19 protein-coding genes are annotated in these 18,988 nt (G+C 59.1%); 7 read left to right on the plus strand and 12 right to left on the minus strand.

Features of this window, described 5'->3' with window-relative positions:
- Window positions 1-2: 2 nt before the first annotated feature.
- Window positions 3-1,106 (plus strand): hypothetical protein, encoded by a 1,104-nt coding sequence (locus NITLEN_RS00910; RefSeq protein WP_121987701.1) that lies wholly within the window; start codon window positions 3-5, stop codon window positions 1,104-1,106.
- Between the two features lie 38 nt (window positions 1,107-1,144).
- Entirely contained in the window at window positions 1,145-2,350 is a 1,206-nt protein-coding gene (locus NITLEN_RS00915) for a hypothetical protein (protein ID WP_219999359.1), read from the plus strand.
- A 47-nt stretch (window positions 2,351-2,397) separates the two neighbouring features.
- Here NITLEN_RS00915 and NITLEN_RS17960 read toward each other — a convergent pair whose 3' ends face one another.
- Window positions 2,398-2,550 carry a hypothetical protein gene (locus NITLEN_RS17960; protein WP_181416554.1) on the minus strand — a complete coding sequence of 51 codons (153 nt, stop codon included), beginning with the start codon at window positions 2,548-2,550 and terminating at the stop codon, window positions 2,398-2,400.
- A gap of 188 nt (window positions 2,551-2,738) precedes the next feature.
- Between NITLEN_RS17960 and NITLEN_RS00920 the strand changes: the two genes are divergently transcribed.
- Both NITLEN_RS00920 and NITLEN_RS00925 read left to right on the plus strand, forming a co-directional pair.
- Window positions 2,739-3,833, plus strand: coding sequence for a serine hydrolase domain-containing protein (locus NITLEN_RS00920; protein ID WP_121987702.1), 1,095 nt, complete (start codon window positions 2,739-2,741; stop codon window positions 3,831-3,833).
- A gap of 78 nt (window positions 3,834-3,911) precedes the next feature.
- Complete coding sequence (locus NITLEN_RS00925) at window positions 3,912-4,844, plus strand: AEC family transporter (RefSeq protein WP_121987703.1); 933 nt, start codon at window positions 3,912-3,914, stop codon at window positions 4,842-4,844.
- 23 nt (window positions 4,845-4,867) lie between these two features.
- Here NITLEN_RS00925 and NITLEN_RS00930 read toward each other — a convergent pair whose 3' ends face one another.
- The 5 genes from NITLEN_RS00930 to NITLEN_RS00950 all read right to left on the minus strand — a co-directional run bounded on the left by NITLEN_RS00930 (window position 4,868) and on the right by NITLEN_RS00950 (window position 10,840).
- Window positions 4,868-6,169 carry an NAD(P)/FAD-dependent oxidoreductase gene (locus tag NITLEN_RS00930; protein WP_121987704.1) on the minus strand — a complete coding sequence of 434 codons (1,302 nt, stop codon included), beginning with the start codon at window positions 6,167-6,169 and terminating at the stop codon, window positions 4,868-4,870.
- Between the two features lie 84 nt (window positions 6,170-6,253).
- Window positions 6,254-7,291, minus strand: a complete 1,038-nt coding sequence (locus NITLEN_RS00935; RefSeq protein ID WP_425464132.1) for a methyltransferase — start codon at window positions 7,289-7,291, stop codon at window positions 6,254-6,256.
- 23 nt (window positions 7,292-7,314) lie between these two features.
- Window positions 7,315-8,049 (minus strand): FAD-binding oxidoreductase, encoded by a 735-nt coding sequence (locus NITLEN_RS00940; RefSeq protein WP_181416555.1) that lies wholly within the window; start codon window positions 8,047-8,049, stop codon window positions 7,315-7,317.
- Window positions 8,050-8,264: 215 nt separating this feature from the next.
- Window positions 8,265-9,728, minus strand: coding sequence for a glucose-6-phosphate dehydrogenase (gene zwf, locus NITLEN_RS00945; protein WP_121987707.1), 1,464 nt, complete (start codon window positions 9,726-9,728; stop codon window positions 8,265-8,267).
- Between the two features lie 62 nt (window positions 9,729-9,790).
- On the minus strand, window positions 9,791-10,840 hold the full coding sequence (locus tag NITLEN_RS00950) for an aldo/keto reductase (protein WP_121987708.1): 1,050 nt from the start codon (window positions 10,838-10,840) through the stop codon (window positions 9,791-9,793).
- A 486-nt stretch (window positions 10,841-11,326) separates the two neighbouring features.
- On the opposite strand from NITLEN_RS00950, the gene NITLEN_RS17965 reads away from it, so the two are divergent.
- The 3 genes from NITLEN_RS17965 to NITLEN_RS00960 all read left to right on the plus strand — a co-directional run bounded on the left by NITLEN_RS17965 (window position 11,327) and on the right by NITLEN_RS00960 (window position 13,153).
- The gene (locus tag NITLEN_RS17965; RefSeq protein ID WP_181416556.1) at window positions 11,327-11,485 is read left to right on the plus strand and encodes a hypothetical protein; all 159 of its coding nucleotides are present in this window, start codon (window positions 11,327-11,329) and stop codon (window positions 11,483-11,485) included.
- Between the two features lie 40 nt (window positions 11,486-11,525).
- The gene (locus NITLEN_RS00955; protein WP_181416557.1) at window positions 11,526-12,227 is read left to right on the plus strand and encodes a phosphoribosyltransferase; all 702 of its coding nucleotides are present in this window, start codon (window positions 11,526-11,528) and stop codon (window positions 12,225-12,227) included.
- Between the two features lie 68 nt (window positions 12,228-12,295).
- Complete coding sequence (locus NITLEN_RS00960) at window positions 12,296-13,153, plus strand: universal stress protein (protein ID WP_121987710.1); 858 nt, start codon at window positions 12,296-12,298, stop codon at window positions 13,151-13,153.
- A gap of 307 nt (window positions 13,154-13,460) precedes the next feature.
- Here NITLEN_RS00960 and NITLEN_RS00965 read toward each other — a convergent pair whose 3' ends face one another.
- From NITLEN_RS00965 to NITLEN_RS00990, 6 genes are all read right to left on the minus strand, one after another.
- Window positions 13,461-13,904, minus strand: coding sequence for a hemerythrin domain-containing protein (locus NITLEN_RS00965; RefSeq protein WP_181416558.1), 444 nt, complete (start codon window positions 13,902-13,904; stop codon window positions 13,461-13,463).
- 368 nt (window positions 13,905-14,272) lie between these two features.
- Window positions 14,273-14,596 carry a chaperone modulator CbpM gene (locus tag NITLEN_RS00970; RefSeq protein ID WP_219999361.1) on the minus strand — a complete coding sequence of 108 codons (324 nt, stop codon included), beginning with the start codon at window positions 14,594-14,596 and terminating at the stop codon, window positions 14,273-14,275.
- Window positions 14,593-15,528, minus strand: coding sequence for a DnaJ C-terminal domain-containing protein (locus NITLEN_RS00975; RefSeq protein ID WP_121987712.1), 936 nt, complete (start codon window positions 15,526-15,528; stop codon window positions 14,593-14,595). The genes NITLEN_RS00970 and NITLEN_RS00975 overlap by 4 nt, the downstream gene beginning before the upstream one ends.
- Before the next feature lie 494 nt (window positions 15,529-16,022).
- The gene (locus tag NITLEN_RS00980; protein WP_121987713.1) at window positions 16,023-16,553 is read right to left on the minus strand and encodes a c-type cytochrome; all 531 of its coding nucleotides are present in this window, start codon (window positions 16,551-16,553) and stop codon (window positions 16,023-16,025) included.
- An 8-nt stretch (window positions 16,554-16,561) separates the two neighbouring features.
- The gene (ppk2, locus tag NITLEN_RS00985) at window positions 16,562-17,623 is read right to left on the minus strand and encodes a polyphosphate kinase 2 (protein WP_245924357.1); all 1,062 of its coding nucleotides are present in this window, start codon (window positions 17,621-17,623) and stop codon (window positions 16,562-16,564) included.
- Window positions 17,624-17,969: 346 nt separating this feature from the next.
- Window positions 17,970-18,980, minus strand: a complete 1,011-nt coding sequence (locus NITLEN_RS00990) for a cytochrome c (RefSeq protein WP_181416559.1) — start codon at window positions 18,978-18,980, stop codon at window positions 17,970-17,972.
- Between the last annotated feature and the right edge of the window lie 8 nt (window positions 18,981-18,988).

Here is an 18,988-nt window from a genome sequence, read left to right on the forward strand (position 1 = left end):
CCATGACGAATTCAGTTTCGAACAAGATCGAAGCTCTTCTTCCAGCGCTTAAACCACTCGCCAAGTCTGGTCTCAGAGATGGAGAGGTACTGATCACATCTGGCGGATTTGAGGATAGAGCGTTGTCTGCGGCTAAAACACTAAGCTGCAAGGGATCTGGTTGCGCTGTCATTCTCGATTATAGCCCCCAAGACGCACGAAATAAGGTCCATGAAATAGTGTCCGTCCTAAGAGGCAATGGATTCTCCCGTATCCGCACAAGCGAATACGATCGGTTTAACCCGGAAAGTTTTCCTCAAAGACTAACAACATCCCTAACAGAACTAGGCGCGGATAAAGTGATTCTAGATATTTCGGCCATGTCTAAGCTCGCAATTATCTTGTGCCTTGACGTATGCAGGGAAATGAATTGTGATGTTCGGCTTTTCTATGCTGAAGCTAGAGAGTACGGCCCATCACAGGCCATGTTTGAGCATGCTAAAGCGCGCAAAGATCTTCACCAACCCAGCATGCAGGTTTATACCGGTGTTAAGGGAGTAATCCGAGTAACTCGACTGTCTAGTGTTTCAATGCAGGGACAACCGACAGCGGCTATCGCCTTTATGTCTCTCAACGAACTTCTAACCCAAGCCCTCCTTGATGTCGCTTATCCAAGTCGCCTTTTCCTAATCAACGGGAAACCACCAGACCACCTCTGGCGAGAACAGGCTACAGCATGGATTCATGAACAGTTAAGGCAAGAATGGCCCGAAAAGGATAATCCAGTATTTCTGTCTGGAAAGAATAAGGGACTTCCTCGAAGAACGACTTCAACCCTGAATTATCGCGAAACAGTCAGAACGTTATTAGATCTTTACTGGGAAATTGCCGTAGATCACCGAATTCTACTGGCACCTACTGGCAGCAAATTACAGGCAGTAGGTTGTTTTTTTGCAAAGGCCCTGCATCCAGATATCCATGTCGAGTATCCTACGCCAAATGGCTTCTTAGACCTCTATAGCAATGGCATTGGCCAGAAATGGGTAGGGAGCTTTGGAAGGCTGAAGGATTGCATCGACTCACTTAGGCATATTGAACGTAGGGCGCGACTGAGTGTAGTTCCATAATTCGTCCATCTATGGTTGGGCTTTCAGTGAGTGCTCTTATGACAATGCTTCTCCGCTTTACATCCTTTGCGCGGCTCACGTTGGCCGGGGCTTTCTACAGCCTGACTCTGTCGGGCTGTCTGTCGCCGATCACGCTGAATCGCGCAGTGACGGCCTATGATGAAGCCGTGACGGATGCCATCTCCAAGCAACTGCTCATCAACATTGCCCGCGCCCATCGGCATCAGCCGATTCATTTCACTGGCGTTTCGAATATCGCCGCGACATTCGACTTCCGCGTGAATGCCGGAGCGACTCCGGCGCTGACGGGCGACACCGGCATGACGCTCGTGCCGACGTTCGGCGGCAGCGTGGCGGAAAACCCGACGATCAGCATCGTGCCCATCGAAGGGGAAGAGTTCACCAAGCGGCTGTTGACGCCGTTTCAGGAAACCAAATTCGTGCTGCTACTCCGGCAACGGTTCGACATCGATTTGATGCTCCGGCTGATGATGCAGGAACTGCGAATCAAGCAGGACGGCCGGGAGGTCGCCTTCCGCAATACGCCGTCTGATAAACAGGGCTATGAAATGTTCCGCAGGGTGGTCACACACCTCTCAGCCATTCAAGACCAGAATCAGCTCTATGCCGAGCCGCTCATTTCACACCGCACCTGGACGATTCCCGCCAACTCGGTCAGCGCCGAAGGCTTTCAATCGCTGCAAAATGAATATCTCCTTACCTACAACCAAAAGGACGCCACCTACACACTTCAGAAACCGATTGTGGGACGCGTGCTCATCACGAACTATGACCCCGACACACTGTCGCCGGAGGAACGGGAGCAGTTGATCTATGAGACGCAGAATGGGCACGTAAGCGATGTGTCCTTCGACATTCGCCCCGGCCATTTCGGCGGAGAGTATCCGCTCAGGGGAAATTTCAGGCTGCGCAGCTTCAATACGATTCTGAGCGCTCTAGGGCGCGGGCTGGAAGAAGAACGCGAGTACCACGTGGAGAAGGATCCCCGTACAATGCCCGTGGAAGAAAACCCCGTGCACACGATCGAACTTGTGATGTCGGACAGCGCACCGTCCGACGCTGATATGTCGGTCAAGTTCCATGGCAAACATTACGCGGTCGATACCACCGGACCTCTGACGCGTTGGAACCGCAAAGGGTTTCAGTTGCTCTATTTCCTGTTCCAAATGACTGTCAGCGAAGTTCCGCGCGTGGGCGTCCCCAGCATTACGATTGCGAAGTGACGCGCTGAAGGCAGGCTGAATTTTACATGGGGATCTCCGCTGACGGGTTATCGGCGGAAGGCGTCTTTCCCCTTGATCACTTCGGAGAGTATCTGGTCCGCCAGTTTGGCCGCAACCCGCCGACGGTACCACTGCCGTACCAATCCAATCACGACCATCCCTGCAGCGGCGGCTACGAGCGCCCAGCCTGACTCTTCCATAAATACAGCTTAATGCAGTTCCCCAGCCGCGGACAAGAGGGCGGGATAGTAGGGAGGGCACCAGTGCCAGTTCCATCACCTGCCGTTCGACAATCCGTCCTCGTTGCCTCCCTGACTCTCACGAGAGTGGCATCAGGCTTAGCTGTACGGTAGGTCAACGAATCTTCTGGTTCCACGTTATACACTGCATGCGACACACACCTTTCCTGGCCATCAGCCTTTCCTTTGCGCTCAGTCTGCTCAGCGGCTGCGGTGGCGGCGGATCAGACACGCCCCCTGCGCCCAGCCCTGTCACCGGCCCGTCCTGTTCGGTCGCGCAACTCGAAGGAGCGATGGATAGCACGCTGGCGCAAACTTCGTCTGAAGTGGACTTTTCCTTCTCAGTTGAACGGCAGGATGGCCGCCGCTACACCTACAACCGGGGCGGCTCCACGCTACTGACCTCCTATGAATCCGCCTCGACTTCCAAAATGGTTTCTGCTGTGATCATCCTGCGGCTGGTGGAGAAAGGATATCTGAGCCTGACAGACAAACCGCAGCGGTACATGACAACCTGGCCTATCACGAACACCGATCCGCTCTTCAATATGACGCTTGAGCAATTGCTGAGCTTCACCTCCGGGCTGACGACCGAGCCGCCTTGTCAGGACTTCGGTGGATCGAGCTTTGAAACCTGCGTGAACAGCATCGCGACGACCAACGCCGGAAACGGCATGACCCCAGGGCAACAGTTCTACTACGCCAGCACCCATCTGCAAGTGGCGGGGCTCATGGCGATCAAGGCACGGGGCGTTGCCACTTGGCAAGATGTCTTCACAGAATTTAAAACTCAGACAGGTCTCTTCTCCACATCGACCTATGATTTACCCTCTGCCACGAATCCCCGCCTGGCCGGCGGCATGCACTGGACCGGCGAGGAATACATGGCCTTTCTCAAGGCGCTAAAAAACGGCTCGTTGCTGAATGCCACATCGATGGGCCAGCTCCTGGCTGATCACACCGCTTCCGTCGTAATCGCCCATTCACCGGCCTTGGACGGCCTAGGCGAAGACTGGCACTACGGGCTCGGCCTCTGGCACGAATGTCAGAGCCCCACGTTCAATTGCACGGCGGGGACGCGCGTCTCCAGCCCCGGCGCCTACGGGGCCTATCCGTTCTGGGATCGCAGCCACGGCTATATCGGCATCGTCGCCCGCCAGGGCGCGCTCGGGACCTTTCCACAGGGTAGTGCGATTGAACGATCAGTGAGACCCGACGTGGAACAGTGGCTGACCTGCCCTTAGCAACATAGCGAGATAATCCGATAGCGGCGCACGCTTCCCCCAGGACCCGCTCAGAGTTTTCTGCTACTCTCCTCCCCCATGCCTCCGACCCTGCAAGCGTTTCTGATTCTCTTCGTCGTCGGCGCTGCGCTCCGTCTGTCGGGCCTGCTCGGGAAACCCTATGCGGAGAAGCTGGGGCTCTTTGTCTTTTCCATCACGCTGCCGGCGACGATTCTCGTGTCGTTGGATCGCGTGGCCTTCGCCCCGACAGCCTGGAAGCTGCCGTTGACCGCCTGCCTCATCTCCCTCCCGCTGGTACTCGTGTCCTGGCCGCTCGCGCGCGCGCTGCACCTCGCCCGCCCGACGCAGGGCGGATTCCTCCTGGCCATCGGCTGCATCAACTCCGTGTACTTTGCCTATCCCGTCGCCCTGGCGACGTTCGGCGATGACGGTCTCGCGCACGCAATCCTCTTTGATCTCGGCCAAACCACACTCACGCTGACGGCGCTGTATGCACTGGCCGTGTGGCACGGCACCGCCGCACCGTCGGCGCGCTCAGCGCTCACGCGCTTGCTCACCTCGCCTCCTTTCTGGGCCTTGACCGTCATGCTGGCGATGAAAGCGGCCGGACTTCATCTGCCCTCCTGGCTCCATGCCATCTTGACGCCGGTGCACCTCATGACGACACCGCTGGCAAGCCTCGTCCTCGGCCTGTCCATCAGCCTCGTGGCATTGCACCGCACCTGGCGGCTCACCTGTCTGGGCGTGGCGCTACGAATGCTCGGCGGGCTGTTGTTAGGAGTCGCCGCTGCCTGGCTGCTGGATTTGACTGGAGTGGAACGGGCGGTCGTGATCCTGATCGCCGGGATGCCCTCGGCGGTGACGGCGGTCATTTTCGCAACGGAAACCGGATTGGACGAAGATCTTGTCGCCTCGATCGTAGCGCTCTCGATCTGCCTCGGTGTGATCCTGCTTCCCTGGCTCCCCGGGATTGCCGCCGCGCTCATGGGCGAGGCTGCGGTCGGCCGTTGAGAGCCGCGCGCGTTCAGATCGTCTCAGGCGCGTGAGCCGGATCCCGGCGAATCGGCCGGAGGCGTTCGTCCCTCCTCGCCGGACTGGCGCGTCCGCGTATAGATGATTTTCGCGCCCGGCTTGAACGTGAAGTAATACCATATCCATTCGGCCATGACCCGCACACGACTGCGAAACCCGATCAGGAAAAAGATGTGCACCACGCACCAGAGCAGCCAGGCGAGCAGCCCGGAGAAATGCCATGAGCCGAGCTGCACCACCGCTTGCGCGCGGCCGATGGTCGCCAGGGTGCCTCGATCGGCATAGGCAAAGGGGCGCCGCTGCTCCGCCGCGATCCCTTCACGAATCAGCCGTGCGACATAGTGGCCCTGCTGCATGGCAACGGGAGCCAGCCCCGGCAGCGGATTCCCATCCCGTCCGGCACAATGCGCGGCATCGCCGATGACAAAGATCCAGGGATCGCCTGGAATTGAGAGATCGGGGAGCACGGGAATGCGACCGGCTTGATCACGGGCAATTCCTAGTGAGGCGAGCAGCGGGGACGCCGTATTCCCGGCGGCCCAGATGATGTTCGTGGATCGTATGACATCGCCTCCGATCACGACGCCATCGGCGCGGACTTCACTCACTCGACTATTGAGCATAAGCGTAACGCCCTTGCTCGCCAGTGCAGCGGCAGCGGTCGCCGATAAATCTGGGGAGAACCCGGGAAGAATTCTGGGCCCTCCTTCGACAAGAATAATGGACATATTCTCAAGGTGCAAAGCTGGAAAGTCCGGCCCCATGGCCTTTCGACCGATCTCCGCCAACGCGCCGGCCAGTTCCACGCCGGTGGGCCCTCCCCCCACGATCACGAACGTGAGTCGATCATGGATACCGGTGGCGACCCGCCGCCGTTCGGCCTCTTCAAACGCCAACAGCATGTTCTCGCGAAGACGCACCGCGTCGGTGAGGGTCTTAAGCCCGGGAGCGAACTGCTCCCACCCCTCATGTCCGAAATACGCATGGCGCGCTCCGGGCGCTACAATAAGGGCATCAAATGGAATCGCGTCGCTGTCCCTCAACCGCACCAGACGCGCCTCGCGGTCGATGGCCTCAACCTCATCCATCACCACGCGAAGATGGGGATACCCTCTGAGGAGAGTGCGCAGCGGCCAAGCGATGTCGCCGGGAGCCAGCGCGGCAGTCGCGACCTGGTAGAGCAGGGGTTGAAACAGATGATGATTGGTGCGGTCAATGAGCACGGTCTCGAGATCACCCAACGACCGCGCGGCCGTCAGTCCTCCGAAACCGCCCCCGATGATGACGACTCGTTTGTCAGACATGAAAAGACCTTAAGGGACAGGCTAAGCCTCCCCTAAGACGGTGTCAATATTCGAACCGGGACCAGAGCACTTTCACGGCGACCGCTATTTATATCCCACCACTATGCCGTCCGGTCCGGCCAATCGCTCGACCTTAGCCTTCTTAAAGCCGGCCTCTTTCATCCATCTACTGCAGTCGGCGCCGGTGAAGTCAAACCCTCCGGGGGTTTCGATCAGCATATTCAGGCTCATCAGCAACCCGAAGGCGTTTGTTTTGCGCGCATCGTCGATGAGCGCTTCGTGGATGATCACCGCGCCATTCGGCGGCAGAGCTTCATAGGTCTTGCGCAAGAGCATCCGCTTCTCGTCGAGATTCCAATCGTGGAGGATGTGGCCCATGATGATCACATCGACGTTCGGGAGCGGCTCTTTGAAAAAATTGCCGGGATGAAACGTCAACCGCTTCGCCACACCCTTCGTCTGCGCGTAGTCTTCAAACACCGGCCGGACGACAGGCAAATCCATTCCCAGACCTGAGAGGTGCTTGTGCGCAAGCGCGATTTCGACGGCGACGCCGCCCTGCGCGCAGCCGACATCGGCAAAGGTCTTGTACTTCTTCCAGGGAAACTGTGCTGCAATCTCGCGGCCGGCCCCGATGCTGAGGCCGGTCATGGCCTTGAGAAATCCTTCGAGCCGCTGAGGATCGCTATAGAGCGTGCCGAAAAAATCCCCGCCGGTCTTGACTTCATTCTGCGGTTGGCCGGTGCGGAGTCCGTCGGTGAGCGACCCCCAAAAGCGATAGAGCCGCGCGTTACACATTTCGAGAATGCCGCCGATGTACGACGGCTTGGCCCGATCGAGGAATAAGGCCGTTTCCGGCGTGTTCGCGTACCGCGTGCCCGTCCGCTTCAACATGCCCAATGCGACCAGGGCATCGAAAAAATCACGCGCGCTGCGCGGATGCAGATTGAGCCGCGCGGTCAACTCCTCCAGCGTGCGCGCCCCTTTCGCCAACTCGGTGAAGAGACCGAGTTCGATCGCGCTCAACAGGGTCTTCGAGCCGAAAAATCCGGTGCCCAGTTCCATGACCTTCGCCGGGGACAACGATCTCTTTGCCACGGAGCGATCCTTTCGACTGAGCATCATGCCGGCCGTCAAGCCGCCGCTTATTCCGCCGCTCCGGCAGCCGAGTCGTAATATTTTTCGCGATAGATGGGGCACAGCCCCTTCTGCTGCAACGTCTTCGTCACGTCGGCAATCATCCCGCCGCTTCCGCAGAGATAGGCGGCGAGATGGGCCACCGATGCAATGCGCTCCTCGACCAGCCGTTGCACCCGGCCGGTTTCTCCGGACCAGCCCGGCTCCGGACGGGAGAGCGTGAGCACCGTTGTCATCTGCGGTATCGTCCGCGCAAGCGCAAGCAAGTCGTCCTGATAGTACAGGTCCCGCTGGCTCCGCAGTCCCCAAAACAAAGTAGCCGGCCGGGGGACGGCCCGCTCCGCGTTCGCCAACAACATCGACCAGATGGGCGTGATGCCGGTCCCCGTGGCGACAAACAACAGGTCGCGCCCCGGATCGTCACGCAGCGTGAAATGGCCGGCCGGTCCTTTGAATCGTGCCGTATCGCCTTCTTTAAACCCATAGAGCAAGGTGGAGCCCGGCCCGCCCGACACGCGATTGAACAGCAGCGTAATGACGCCCGGACGGCTGGGCGATGAGGCAATGGAATAGGCCCGCGTGACAAGACGGCCCGACTCAGGATGCGGCATGTCGAAGGAAATGAACTGGCCCGGTTTGAAGTCGATGGCGGCCGGCTCGATGAGCCGCAAATCGAGTTGTCGCACATCGTGCGTCAGATCTCTGACGGACTCAACCTGCGCCGTCACCTGATAGATACTCACCGTGAACCAGCTCCAATGTCTGTCAAACCGGGGCCGTGATTGATGCGCCGGTGGCCTGGTACACAGCGGTACGTTGAGGCTGTGAGTGAGGCGAGGACACTGCCGGCCGATTATTCCAGCATCCTGCAAAGACCGGTGCATTATCGGCTGGCCGAGCCGCCAGCGTCAAGAATGGGAACACGCCAAGTGCGAGACGTGGAACGCCCGGAACCGGCTCACCAGCCGAGTTGCCATTGATGGCCCTGTCGCTCCACCAGCGCATCCGCCTCGCGCGGCCCCCAGGAACCGGCCGAATACGGATACACCGCTTGCGTGCCGGTCAGGAGCGGATCGTATAGTTGCCACGCCTTCTCCGTAAACTCCGCGCTGACGAACAGCGTCTGATCCCCGATCATCACATCGCGCAAGAGCGTCTCGTACGCTTCGGGCAACTGGCCGAACGCTTTCTGATAATCGAATTGCAACGCATGGTCGCTCAGCATGAACGGCCGCCCCGGACTCTTTACGGAGAAGCAGAGGGAAAATCCTTCGCTGGGTTGCAGGGTAATCAAGAGCTTGTTAGACGCAATGCTGCCCGGATCGATAGACGGAAACACGTGGGCCGGCGCCTCACGGAAAATGACGGCGATCTGGGTGAGCTTCCGGGGAAACCGCTTTCCGGTGCGCAGATAGAACGGAACGCCTTTCCAGCGCCAGTTGTGAATCTCCGCTTTCAACGCGACATAGGTCTCCGTCGTGGAATCTCTCGGCACGCCCGCCTCCTCGCGATACCCGGGAATCGTCTGGTCGCCGATCTTCCAGGAGGTGTACTGGCCGAACACGACATCCTGCGCCGCAATCGGCGCAATGGAATACAGCACTTTCATTTTTTCGCTCTGGATGGCCGCCGCATCGAATGAGACCGGGACCTCCATCGCCACGACGGTCAGAAGCTGGGTCAAATGATTCTGCAGCATGTCGCGCAGCGCGCCGGCCTGTTGATAGTAGGCGCCGCGATGTTCGACGCCGAGATCTTCGGCGACGGTAATCTGCACGTTCTCGATGGCGTCGCGTTTCCAGAGCGATTCGAAAATCGGATTGGCGAACCGGAAGGCCAGCAAATTCTGAACGGTTTCTTTCCCCAGATAGTGATCGATCCGGTAGATCTGGGATTCGTCCACATACCGATGCAGCGTGGCGTTCAACTGGCGCGCCGACTGGAAATCGTGCCCGAACGGTTTTTCAAAGACGACCCGCACCCACCCGCGCCCCTTGAGCAATCCCACCCGATCCAACCCTTCGATGGCGCTGGGCGCGACGTCCGGCGGCACGGCCAAATAAAAGATACGGTTCTCAGGCATCGCGTGCTCTTGTTCGATGCGCCGGATATAGGCAGCCAGCGCGACATAGTCGTCCGCCGTGCCCCGGCCGATCGTATGATAGTAGAGACAGGCGTCGCACCACTCGCGCAATTCGTGATCGTTGTGCCAGCCGGCCGTCTGCAATCCTTCGTGCGCCCAGAGCCGAAATCCGTCCTCACCGATTTCCGGTAACGCCGCGCCCACAATCAACGTATTGCCGGTTTCCAGCACACCCTGATCCCGCAAATGATAGAGCGCGGGCAACAATTTGCGGCGGGTGAGATCGCCGGTGGCTCCGATGATGACAAAGACGTGCGGCTCAACCTGCTGTGGCTGCATGCGATCCCTACCTCCTATTTCCGATCATATCGACTGGCGTCTCGACATCCCGCGATCCGGCACTATAGTCCATGCTGCTCCCGCCCAATACGGCCGTCATAGCGGTTTGTGGACTTGAACAATTCGAATCGCCCGTCCATGGCGTAACGGGCCACGCGAGTCCGCAGCCCTTGCATCTCGGCAACCGTCATCGGAACGAACCGCCGCACAATATCGAGGTTCTGGCGCAAGATGTCCCGTGAATCGATGCCGCTGACCAGCGATGCGATCGGCAGACTCAGCACATACCGCAACGCTTCCTCCGGTGTGACCAGGCCCTGCTTGATCGGTTCGGCATTCCCGCTCAAGCTTTTCATTCCGATCGGGGCAATGCCCCGCTGCGTAAGAACCGGCAGCACCTCCTGCTCAAAACTCCGATAGGTTCCGTCAAAGACATTGAGCGGCATCTGGCAGGTGTCGAAAGGGAAATCGTGGCCGAGCATTTTCAGATGGATCGTGGGATCTTTGTGTCCGGTGAAACCGATGAACCGCACCTTACCCTGCCGCTTGGCGTCGAGCAAGGCCTCGGCTGCCCCGCCCAGCGCAAAGTGCCGATCGGGATCGTCGAGATAGACGACTTCGTGAATCTGCCAGAGATCGAGATAGTCCGTCTTCAGACGGCGGAGCGATTCGTCGAGCTGCTGCAATGCCACCCGCTTATCGCGTCCGTGCGAACAGACCTTGGTCATCAGAAAGACCTGCTGCCGCCGGCCTTGCAGAGCCTTCCCCATCAGCTCTTCGGAACGGCCGCCGTTGTACTCCCAGGCGTTGTCCAGGAAAGTCACGCCGGCGTCGATCGCTTCCTGAAGGATGCGAATCGCCTCGGCGTCGTCTTCGATTCGCCCCCAATGGGCGCCGCCGAAACAGAGCGCGGACACCTGCACGCCCGTTTTCCCCAGCATGCGCTTGGGGATTTCCCCGGTTGCGGACGAGCGCGCCGGTTCCAACGCATCGGCCAGTCCGCGAGTGCCGCCCAGCGCGACAATCGATCCAAGCAGGCCGATCGCCTTCAACAACTGCCGGCGATTGAGCGACCCTGCCCAAAGATTCCGGTCAGGCATTGGTGATGTCATGGCCAAATCCCCTCATCCCATCCCCACTTACCATCCCATGTCGGCAGACTGACAGTCCGTCAGACTATCGATAGATCCGATGATAGTGGATTTCACTGGTCCGAAGCCACAGAACCGGAGGATGTTCCACGCAAGATGGAGGAAGACCTCACACCCCTCAAAATAACGGCGCGGGCAATCGATGGCGAACAACTCCCCAGCACGTTCATCGCCACTGCCCTATTACGCAACAGTGCCTGACGTATCCTCGCAGGGCTCACACCGCCTGCATGACCGAACTCATTGAATCTCCACTGATTGCATTTTCCGGCAGAACCTCTTCTTGTTTGGCATCGTCGATGCTCTTCCTCTTCGTGAGCAGTGCACCGATTGATTGAGGTGCGCCATGGCGGCCGGGCAGGGACTCAATGCAATGCTTCTGGAGAGGTCGGACAATACCCGGGGCACCTGGCCGGACGTTCAGTCTTCCCTCATCGAAAGGAGGCGATGATGTTTCGCCATCCCCATTACTTGGACATCCCCTGGTATATCCACTGGCACGCGGAGACGCCTGCGCGCCATCGCCGCCTCTGGTGGCTGATCGGCGCGGTGGTGGTGATCGCGCTGCTTCTGATCGGAGTGCGAGCCGTCGGCGGAGTGTTTTAAGATGCATCAGGTTGAAGGACATGGCCGCGAGGGAGGTGCCATGCTATTTCGCGATCGTCGCCATGCAGGTATTCTGCTAGCCAATCATCTGCAGGTCTACCGAGGAGACCATCAGGCGGTCATCCTGGCGCTCCCGCGCGGCGGGGTCGTGGTGGGACATGAGGTGAGCATGGCCCTCCATCTCCCGCTGGATGTCTTTATCACCCGCAAGATCGCGGCGCCCGAATCGCCGGAATATGCCGTCGGAGCCATCAGCGAAACCGGGGCGGTCTATCTCAACCGGGAAGCCGTGCGGGCGATGCAGCTGTCTCAAGAAGATCTCGACGGATTGATTGCCGCGCAACGCCGTGAAATCGAGCGGCGGCGGGCGCTCTATCGCGAAGGGCGCGGCTTGCCGCACCTCCATCATCGAACCGTGATTCTTGTCGACGACGGAATCGCAACGGGTGCCACATTGTTCGCCACGCTCGAGGCACTTGCGGCTCTGAATCCCTTGCGAGTCGTGGTGGCGATGCCCGTGGCGCCGCCCTCGACGGCCGCGCGCATTCGTGCGCTTGTCGAAACCTGCGTGATTCTCTCGACGCCGGAACCGTTCGAGGCGGTCGGCTGTTTCTTCGAGGAATTCGACCAGGTGACGGACGACGAAGTCATTCGCACCCTGCATCAAGCCAACGAGGCCTTCCAGGGTGACCGCCCTACCCGACGAACACCATCTGCCATACCGACAACCAGAAGCGTATAATCAATGATCGGTCATCACAAGGCCAGCGGGCACGGGGCTCGCCGGAACTGTTTCGTTAGGGAGCAGACATGAAGATTGTCGCGGGCATTGATTGGTCCGATGAGGCATTTGCCGCCGTGAAGCAGCTAGGCCTCCTCTACAAACCGGATGAAGTCCTGTTGGTCCACGGTGTGGATCTGGGGATGTTTCAGTCGCCTCTCATGGCCGGCGTGGCCAATCTGCAAGGGTATGACGAGTTTCGCGCTTCGCTGATTGAGGCCGGGCGCCAGGCCGTCGAACGCGGGCGAACCGTATTGCCCGCCGACATTCCTTCCGTAACCACCAAGTCCGAGCCACACCACGCCGCCTCATTCATTCTCGATAGCGCCGAGGCTAGTGCCGCCGACCTCATCGTCGTCGGGACTCATGACCACTCCCGCCTCGCCGAGTTCTTCGTCGGCAGCGTGTCGCATCACGTATTGCTCCACTCACGTATTCCGACACTCATCGTCAAAGGCAACGCCAAACCTGTCGCGCGCGTGCTCCTGGCGATTGAAGGCCGTGACGATGCCGCCCGCGTGCAGTCGTGGCTCACAGCACATCCCTTCAGAAATCCCGTGGCGCTGACGCTGCTGTCGATCGTGCCGTCGCTCACCATGGTCGAGCCGGACATCATGGCGGGCTATCACGCGTGGGCTGAGGAGCATACCCTCCAGACCGAGCGCATCCTCGCCGAAACCGCCAGGGCATTGGGCGGCCCACAATTCACCGTCACCACTCAAGTCCGCTCGGGCGATCCAGTCACCGCGATCTGCGAGGCGGCAGGCGGATATGATTTGCTCATCGCCGGATCGCACAGCCGTACCAGAGTGGATCGATTCCTTCTCGGTAGCGTATCGCACGGCATCGTTCACAAAGCCGGATGTTCCGTTCTCGTGATACGGTAACGCCGGCTCTACACAAGCATTCACACCCGATGACCGCATTCTCCGCATCGGTATGCTTGGGTCCCCCCGAGCATGCCGGACAGACCACATACGGGAACCCTGACGCGGGCTAGGCCGTCGATGTGCACCGGAGCCTACTCTGCCATGACCGCGGACTCAGACCGATGGGGAATCGCTCGTGACGCTTTCCAATGGCGCGCTCTTCAGCCCGCTGCACGGGCGTTGAGGCAAGCTGGCGGATCAGCAGATGCCGAATGCCCGGTCTCGATTGAAACCCTGAGGGAGTACCGTTGAAACTTCCACAGCCTCAGGCAATCTGCTCCATGGCGCGAAACGCGGCCTCGCGCTCCTCTGGGCTGATCATGCGATCCATTTCAGGATAGAGCACCTCCTCTTCCGACATGTTGTGGCGGTCCAGCAGATCCAGCAGCGTTGCTTCCTCCCGCTCGGTGTCGGGATTTTGCGCCTGGATCTTTCGCTGAATGGCGTCCAACCAGTCGCCGATTTCACGGTGCTCGCTCCGCATGACAATCGTAGGGCCGCCGCCGGTCATTCCCGACGCTCTTTCCCATAGAGGAAACAGCACCTCCTCCTCCCACACCACATGCCGCCGCAGTCCCGCCGTGAACGCAAGAAATGCGCGCGTGGCTTCGGGGAAATCGGTTCGCTTCAAGGTCTGAAAGGATGTGAACAGCGCATCCAACCGTGCATGGTCTTCGTCAAACATGGTGCTGATGGTGCGTTCAGGCATACATGCTCCCTTCCCATACATGTCGCAATGTCCATTCCCAGTGGCCGGCCGCGCAGGCCTTCACCCCATGAGTGGATTGCCGCGGGATTTGCTTGAGATCTGCTGTCGAACGATTGCAGACAAGCGTCTCGCTCTCCAGCGGCCTACGTTAGCAGGATGAGCAATGGGCATGCCTTCGACCGCTCCATCAGAAGCCCGTGCAGCAGCATGTGCTTGCGCCACAGAGACAACAACTTGGCGGACGCTACTGAAATATGGCCGATGAGAATGGGGTCAATTGCGCCAGCAACCCGATCCGTGCTGGCGCACAATGCGACAAGTCCAACCGCCGGCCCGAGTGCGCTCTCAAGATCCCAGGCCGGTCCGGTTTATTCCAGATCCACGCCGGCTCGCTTCAGACGAGTGCGCAACTGTTCAATCTGATTGAGCAGATCCAGCATCACGGCAGCCGCATCGAGGCTCGCGTCAAAATCGCGTTGCAGGCGGGCCACTCGGCGGGCGCACGTAAGATCGGTCGCGTGGAACCGCCAGTGCGACGTTTCCGTACCTTGCGGCTCCAGCACGCCGATGGCTACCAATTCGACAATCCACTGCGGTTCCGAGCTGCACGCCCTCGCCAAATCCTCGATCGACAATACCCCCTCATCGCCGATCACGCTTCCGCTCAGAATATTCTGTTCCCTGTTCATCATGAGACCCCCAGTGCTTGACGTGGATTGAACGCCAGTTCCCGAGCCATCGTCTGATAGACCTGTTGGGCCTGCTCCGTGTCCGCTTTCGGCAACACCACATCCAGGACGAGATAGAGATCGCCTGCCGGTTCACCGGGTATGCCACGTCCCTTGAGCCGCAGCTTTCGCCCGCTCTGTGAGCCCGGAGGGATTTTCACTTCCACCACACCGGCCGGCGTCGGCGCCTTGACCGCCGCTCCAAGGGCCGCTTCCCAAGGTGCGACCGGAAATGACAGCGAAAGGTCCCGGCCCTGCACCTGATAGAGAGCGTGGGGATGAAAATGGATCTCGAGATACAGATCACCGGGGGAAGCCCCCTGGATTCCCGTCGCACCTTGGCCGGCCAGCCGGATATGCTGGCCTTCGCGGATGCCCTTGGGAATCTGCACATTCAGCAACCGCTCCCGCTGCACCACCCGGCCTTGCGCGTCCACCTGCGGCAGCCGCAGAGTCACCGCATGGGTTCCGCCCTGAAACGCGACCTCAAGATCAATGGAGATCTTGGCATGGTGGTCTTCGCCCTGAGCCCGAGCGGATGCGCCGCGACGAGAGAAATTGCCGAATAGACTGGAGAAGAATTCGCTATAGTCCGCGGCATCCTCCGTATACGCGCCGCCTGAGGCGGGCTCGGATCCCGCATCCCATTCTGGCGGAGGGGTAAATTCCTGCCCCGCTCGCCAGCGTTCGCCGAGTTGGTCGTAGGCGGCGCGCTTCTTAGGATCCTGCAAGACGTCGTAGGCCTCGCCGATTTCCTTAAAGCGCGCTTCCGCCTGAGGCTCTTTACTCACGTCTGGATGATACTTTCGCGCCAACTTGCGATAGGCACTCTTGATCTCGTCGGCCGTCGCCGTGCGGTCAACCTCGAGAAGCTTGTAGTAATCTTTAAATTCCATCTGGCATCGTCTCCGGCTGTTCAGTCACCTATGTCGCGGCTCCTCCGGCTGTCCATTACGCTCCGGTTGAATGATTCATGAACGCGGACGGCCGACTCACTCGCCGCCTGAGTCTCTCCCTGCATTCGAGATTTTAACGCAATAGCCGGCGAAAATCATGAGCAGATTACGGTGAACATCGTGCGTCGTGATGAGCTATAGCGATTCATCCGTAATGAACAGATTCCTCACAAGGAACGTGTCAGGTTTCTGCCAGACTCAACTGGCCCGTCATCCGCCGCTTGCGCTGATGTGAATCGTGCGTACTGAGCAGAAAAGAGATGGGAGAAAGCGCGGCTGGGACATTTCACGTCACGCTGGAAGTGTCGTCTGAGCAACAGACGCCCGTATTGCCTAAGGACAAGATTGGTTCAGCTCATCTGGGGGTACCGCAACTGACAGGATTCTGACTGAGGTGTTCGATGCGATCAACCGCCTGGTTGATCGCATCGGGCCTATCGATTACAGGCTTCGCCGCCACATCCGCCCATTCCTCCACCGGATCCCATCCCTTCGCCCTGTCCCATCGCCCCATGACCATGCTCTCCGGCAAAACGCCGCTCGTATTGGATGATCGACCAGATCTCTTCATCGGTGAGCTGATCGCCGAATCCGATCATGGCCGTGCCGGGTGAGCCCTGCTTGATCACCCAGAACACCTCGCCTTCTGTCCGATGCCGCCAGAATCCATGGCGCTGAAAATTGCGCGGCGAGGGATCGAGGCCGACGGCCGCCATGCCGTTGCCCGATCCGTCTTTGCCATGGCAATTGAAGCAAGTGCCTTTCCCGTTGTAGAGCGCCTTGCCCTTCTCGGCGATCTCGGCGGAATCCGGCAACGGACTCGCCAATGCGCGCGCTTCCGCCAGCTTGTCGGCCGGCACCAGCGGCGACATCCCCTGGCGCTCCGCCGCCGACAATGCCGAGGCGCTCACGATGCCACACGCCACAACAACCGACAGGATACGCATGATTGTCATGGGTGCCATCCCGTTCCTCACAAATCAAGCTCCACCATCTTGCGATGAAAACGCGTGGTGATATTGGGGTCCGGCGTCAGGCGGATCTGCGTCTCTTCTTTGCCCTTATAGGGCAGAAGATTCAACACATACCGCAAGCTCTCCAGCCGCGCGGACTGCTTGTCATTCGCCTTCACAATGATCCAAGGGCTGAAGGTCGCGTGCGTTTTGCTGAACATTTCCTCTTTATAGCGCGTGTAGGAATCCCAGAGTTCCTGCGCTTTCTCATCGACCGGGCTCAGCTTCCACTGCTTGAGAGGATTCTGTCTGCGCGCTTCAAACCGCTTCGCCTGCTCATCCTTGGAAATGGAAAACCAGAACTTGATGATGGTCACCCCATCTTCATAGAGCATATGTTCAAACTCGGTGACCTGCTGCAGGAAGCGTTGATGATCTTTTTTACTGCAAAATCCCATCACCGGTTCGACCACCGCGCGGTTGTACCAACTGCGGTCGAAAAACACGATCTCGCCCTTGTTCGGCAATTGCCGAATATAGCGCTGAAAATACCATTGGCCTTTTTCTTCATCGCTTGGCTTCGGCAACGCGACCACGCGCATCGCACGCGGATTCAGGTGCTCGGTAAAGCGCCGGATCGTGCCGCCCTTGCCGGCCGCGTCGCGGCCTTCGACCAGAATCGCAATCCGCTGGCCACTCTCCTGCACCCACCGTTGCAAGCGAACGAGTTCGACTTGAAGCTGCCGCAGTTCCTGCTCATACAGCAAGGTCTTGCGCACATCCTCCAGATCGACCTCTTTCCGCTTCAGAAGCGCCAATAACCCTCTCCGAGTATTGATGCGGATCAAGTCGTCATCCGTCAACGTGTGGCCGACGACACCGATCGCATAGGCGATCTGATCGACGGCATTGCTCTGTCCCTGGCGATAGCCATCGCCCAGCTTGGGAATCGCGGTCGGAATGTCTTCCAATTCAGCAGCCAGCCGCGCGCGGTCCGTATCGGCTGTCGCGTCCCCATTCCGTTCGGCCAGGCGCGCTTTTCTATTCTTCGCTTTTCCCATCGCCTCATCTCCAGCAGCCATGACAGTCCTCCACGTTAGACTCGGCCCCTGAATCAGAACGCCACACGGCAATCACATTCAGCGCCACTCATGATGTATGCCGGCAGGCCCTTCACGAACGCGCCGGCAACCAGATTCGTTCCACCGATTTATCCCGCCACGGCATAGGTGCCGCATACCCCTACAGGAATATTTGCAGCTTGCACTCCGGCAAGCAAGTCTTTTAACGGAGTCAGATGGTCCTCCGCCACATGACGTGCGCCTACTCTTTGGCCGCTTTCGCTGCGAGACACTGACGCCACACAGCCCGAACAGTGAGACATCATTCGTGACTTGCGCTCCGAGAAAGAGACCTCCCGCGCGTGCGCTATTTCGGCCCTTTGAATGCCGTCTTCAAATACGCCATGACATCGGCCACGCCCTGTTGCCCGATGGTCAGGCCCCAATAGGGCATGTTGGCGGACTTGCCCATCGCGGCACCGCCGTGGTTGATCATATTGTAGAGATATTCCGTCGGCACTTCGCTGAAATTGATATTGGCGTGAATCGCGGGCTTCGGTTCAAGAGTGGCTGCGGCTGGGCCATCACCTTTGCCGGTCGCGCCATGGCATTGCATGCAGTATTCTTTATAAATCACTTTGCCACGCCCCGGGCTGGCCTTTGCAAATTCCGGTGCCGTCCAAGGTTCATAATATTTGAAGTCCGAGACACCCTGCGCGGCGAGATAGCCGATGACTGCCCGCAATTGCGGCTCGGTGGCGTCGGCCAGAAATTCGCCGGTGTGGATGATGAAATCCTGTGGGTTCTGGCCGAAACGGAACAGCCAATCCATGTTGTACCGCTGACCGGCTTTCTCCAACGCGATGCTCTGCTGTCCGCCGATGAGTTTGCCGTTTTCTTCGACCGTATGGCAGCCCAGGCAGGCATGCGCTTTGTAAGCCATCCCGCCGAACGTCACTTCATACTTGGAGACCTTCGCTGTGTCGAACGCCCCGACCTTCACCCGAGAATCCTTGTTGTGCTCGGCCAGGTAATCGGCAATCCCGTTGGCTTCGGCCTCCGATACCGTCACATGCTTGTGCACTTCTTGCGACTGATCCCATCGATACCCTTTGACATACAACGGCGCTTCTTTGCCAGTCAGCCATCGAATCAACCAAGCCCGGTTGTACTTGCTCCCCGCCCAGATGAGATCGGGCGCCTTGAGATTGAACCGGGACTCTGCCTGGCCTTCCATCCGGTGACATTGGACGCAGTTCTGCTGAATCAGCTCCTTCGCCTTCGGCTGATCGGCTCCGAACAGTACAGGAGGAGTCGACATCAGCCCCACCAACGTCAGCAACGCCCCTCCGACAACCACGCTCCGTCTCACGTTCATGACCGCTC

Source organism: Nitrospira lenta (genome assembly GCF_900403705.1).
Taxonomy (GTDB): Bacteria; Nitrospirota; Nitrospiria; order Nitrospirales; family Nitrospiraceae; genus Nitrospira_D; species Nitrospira_D lenta.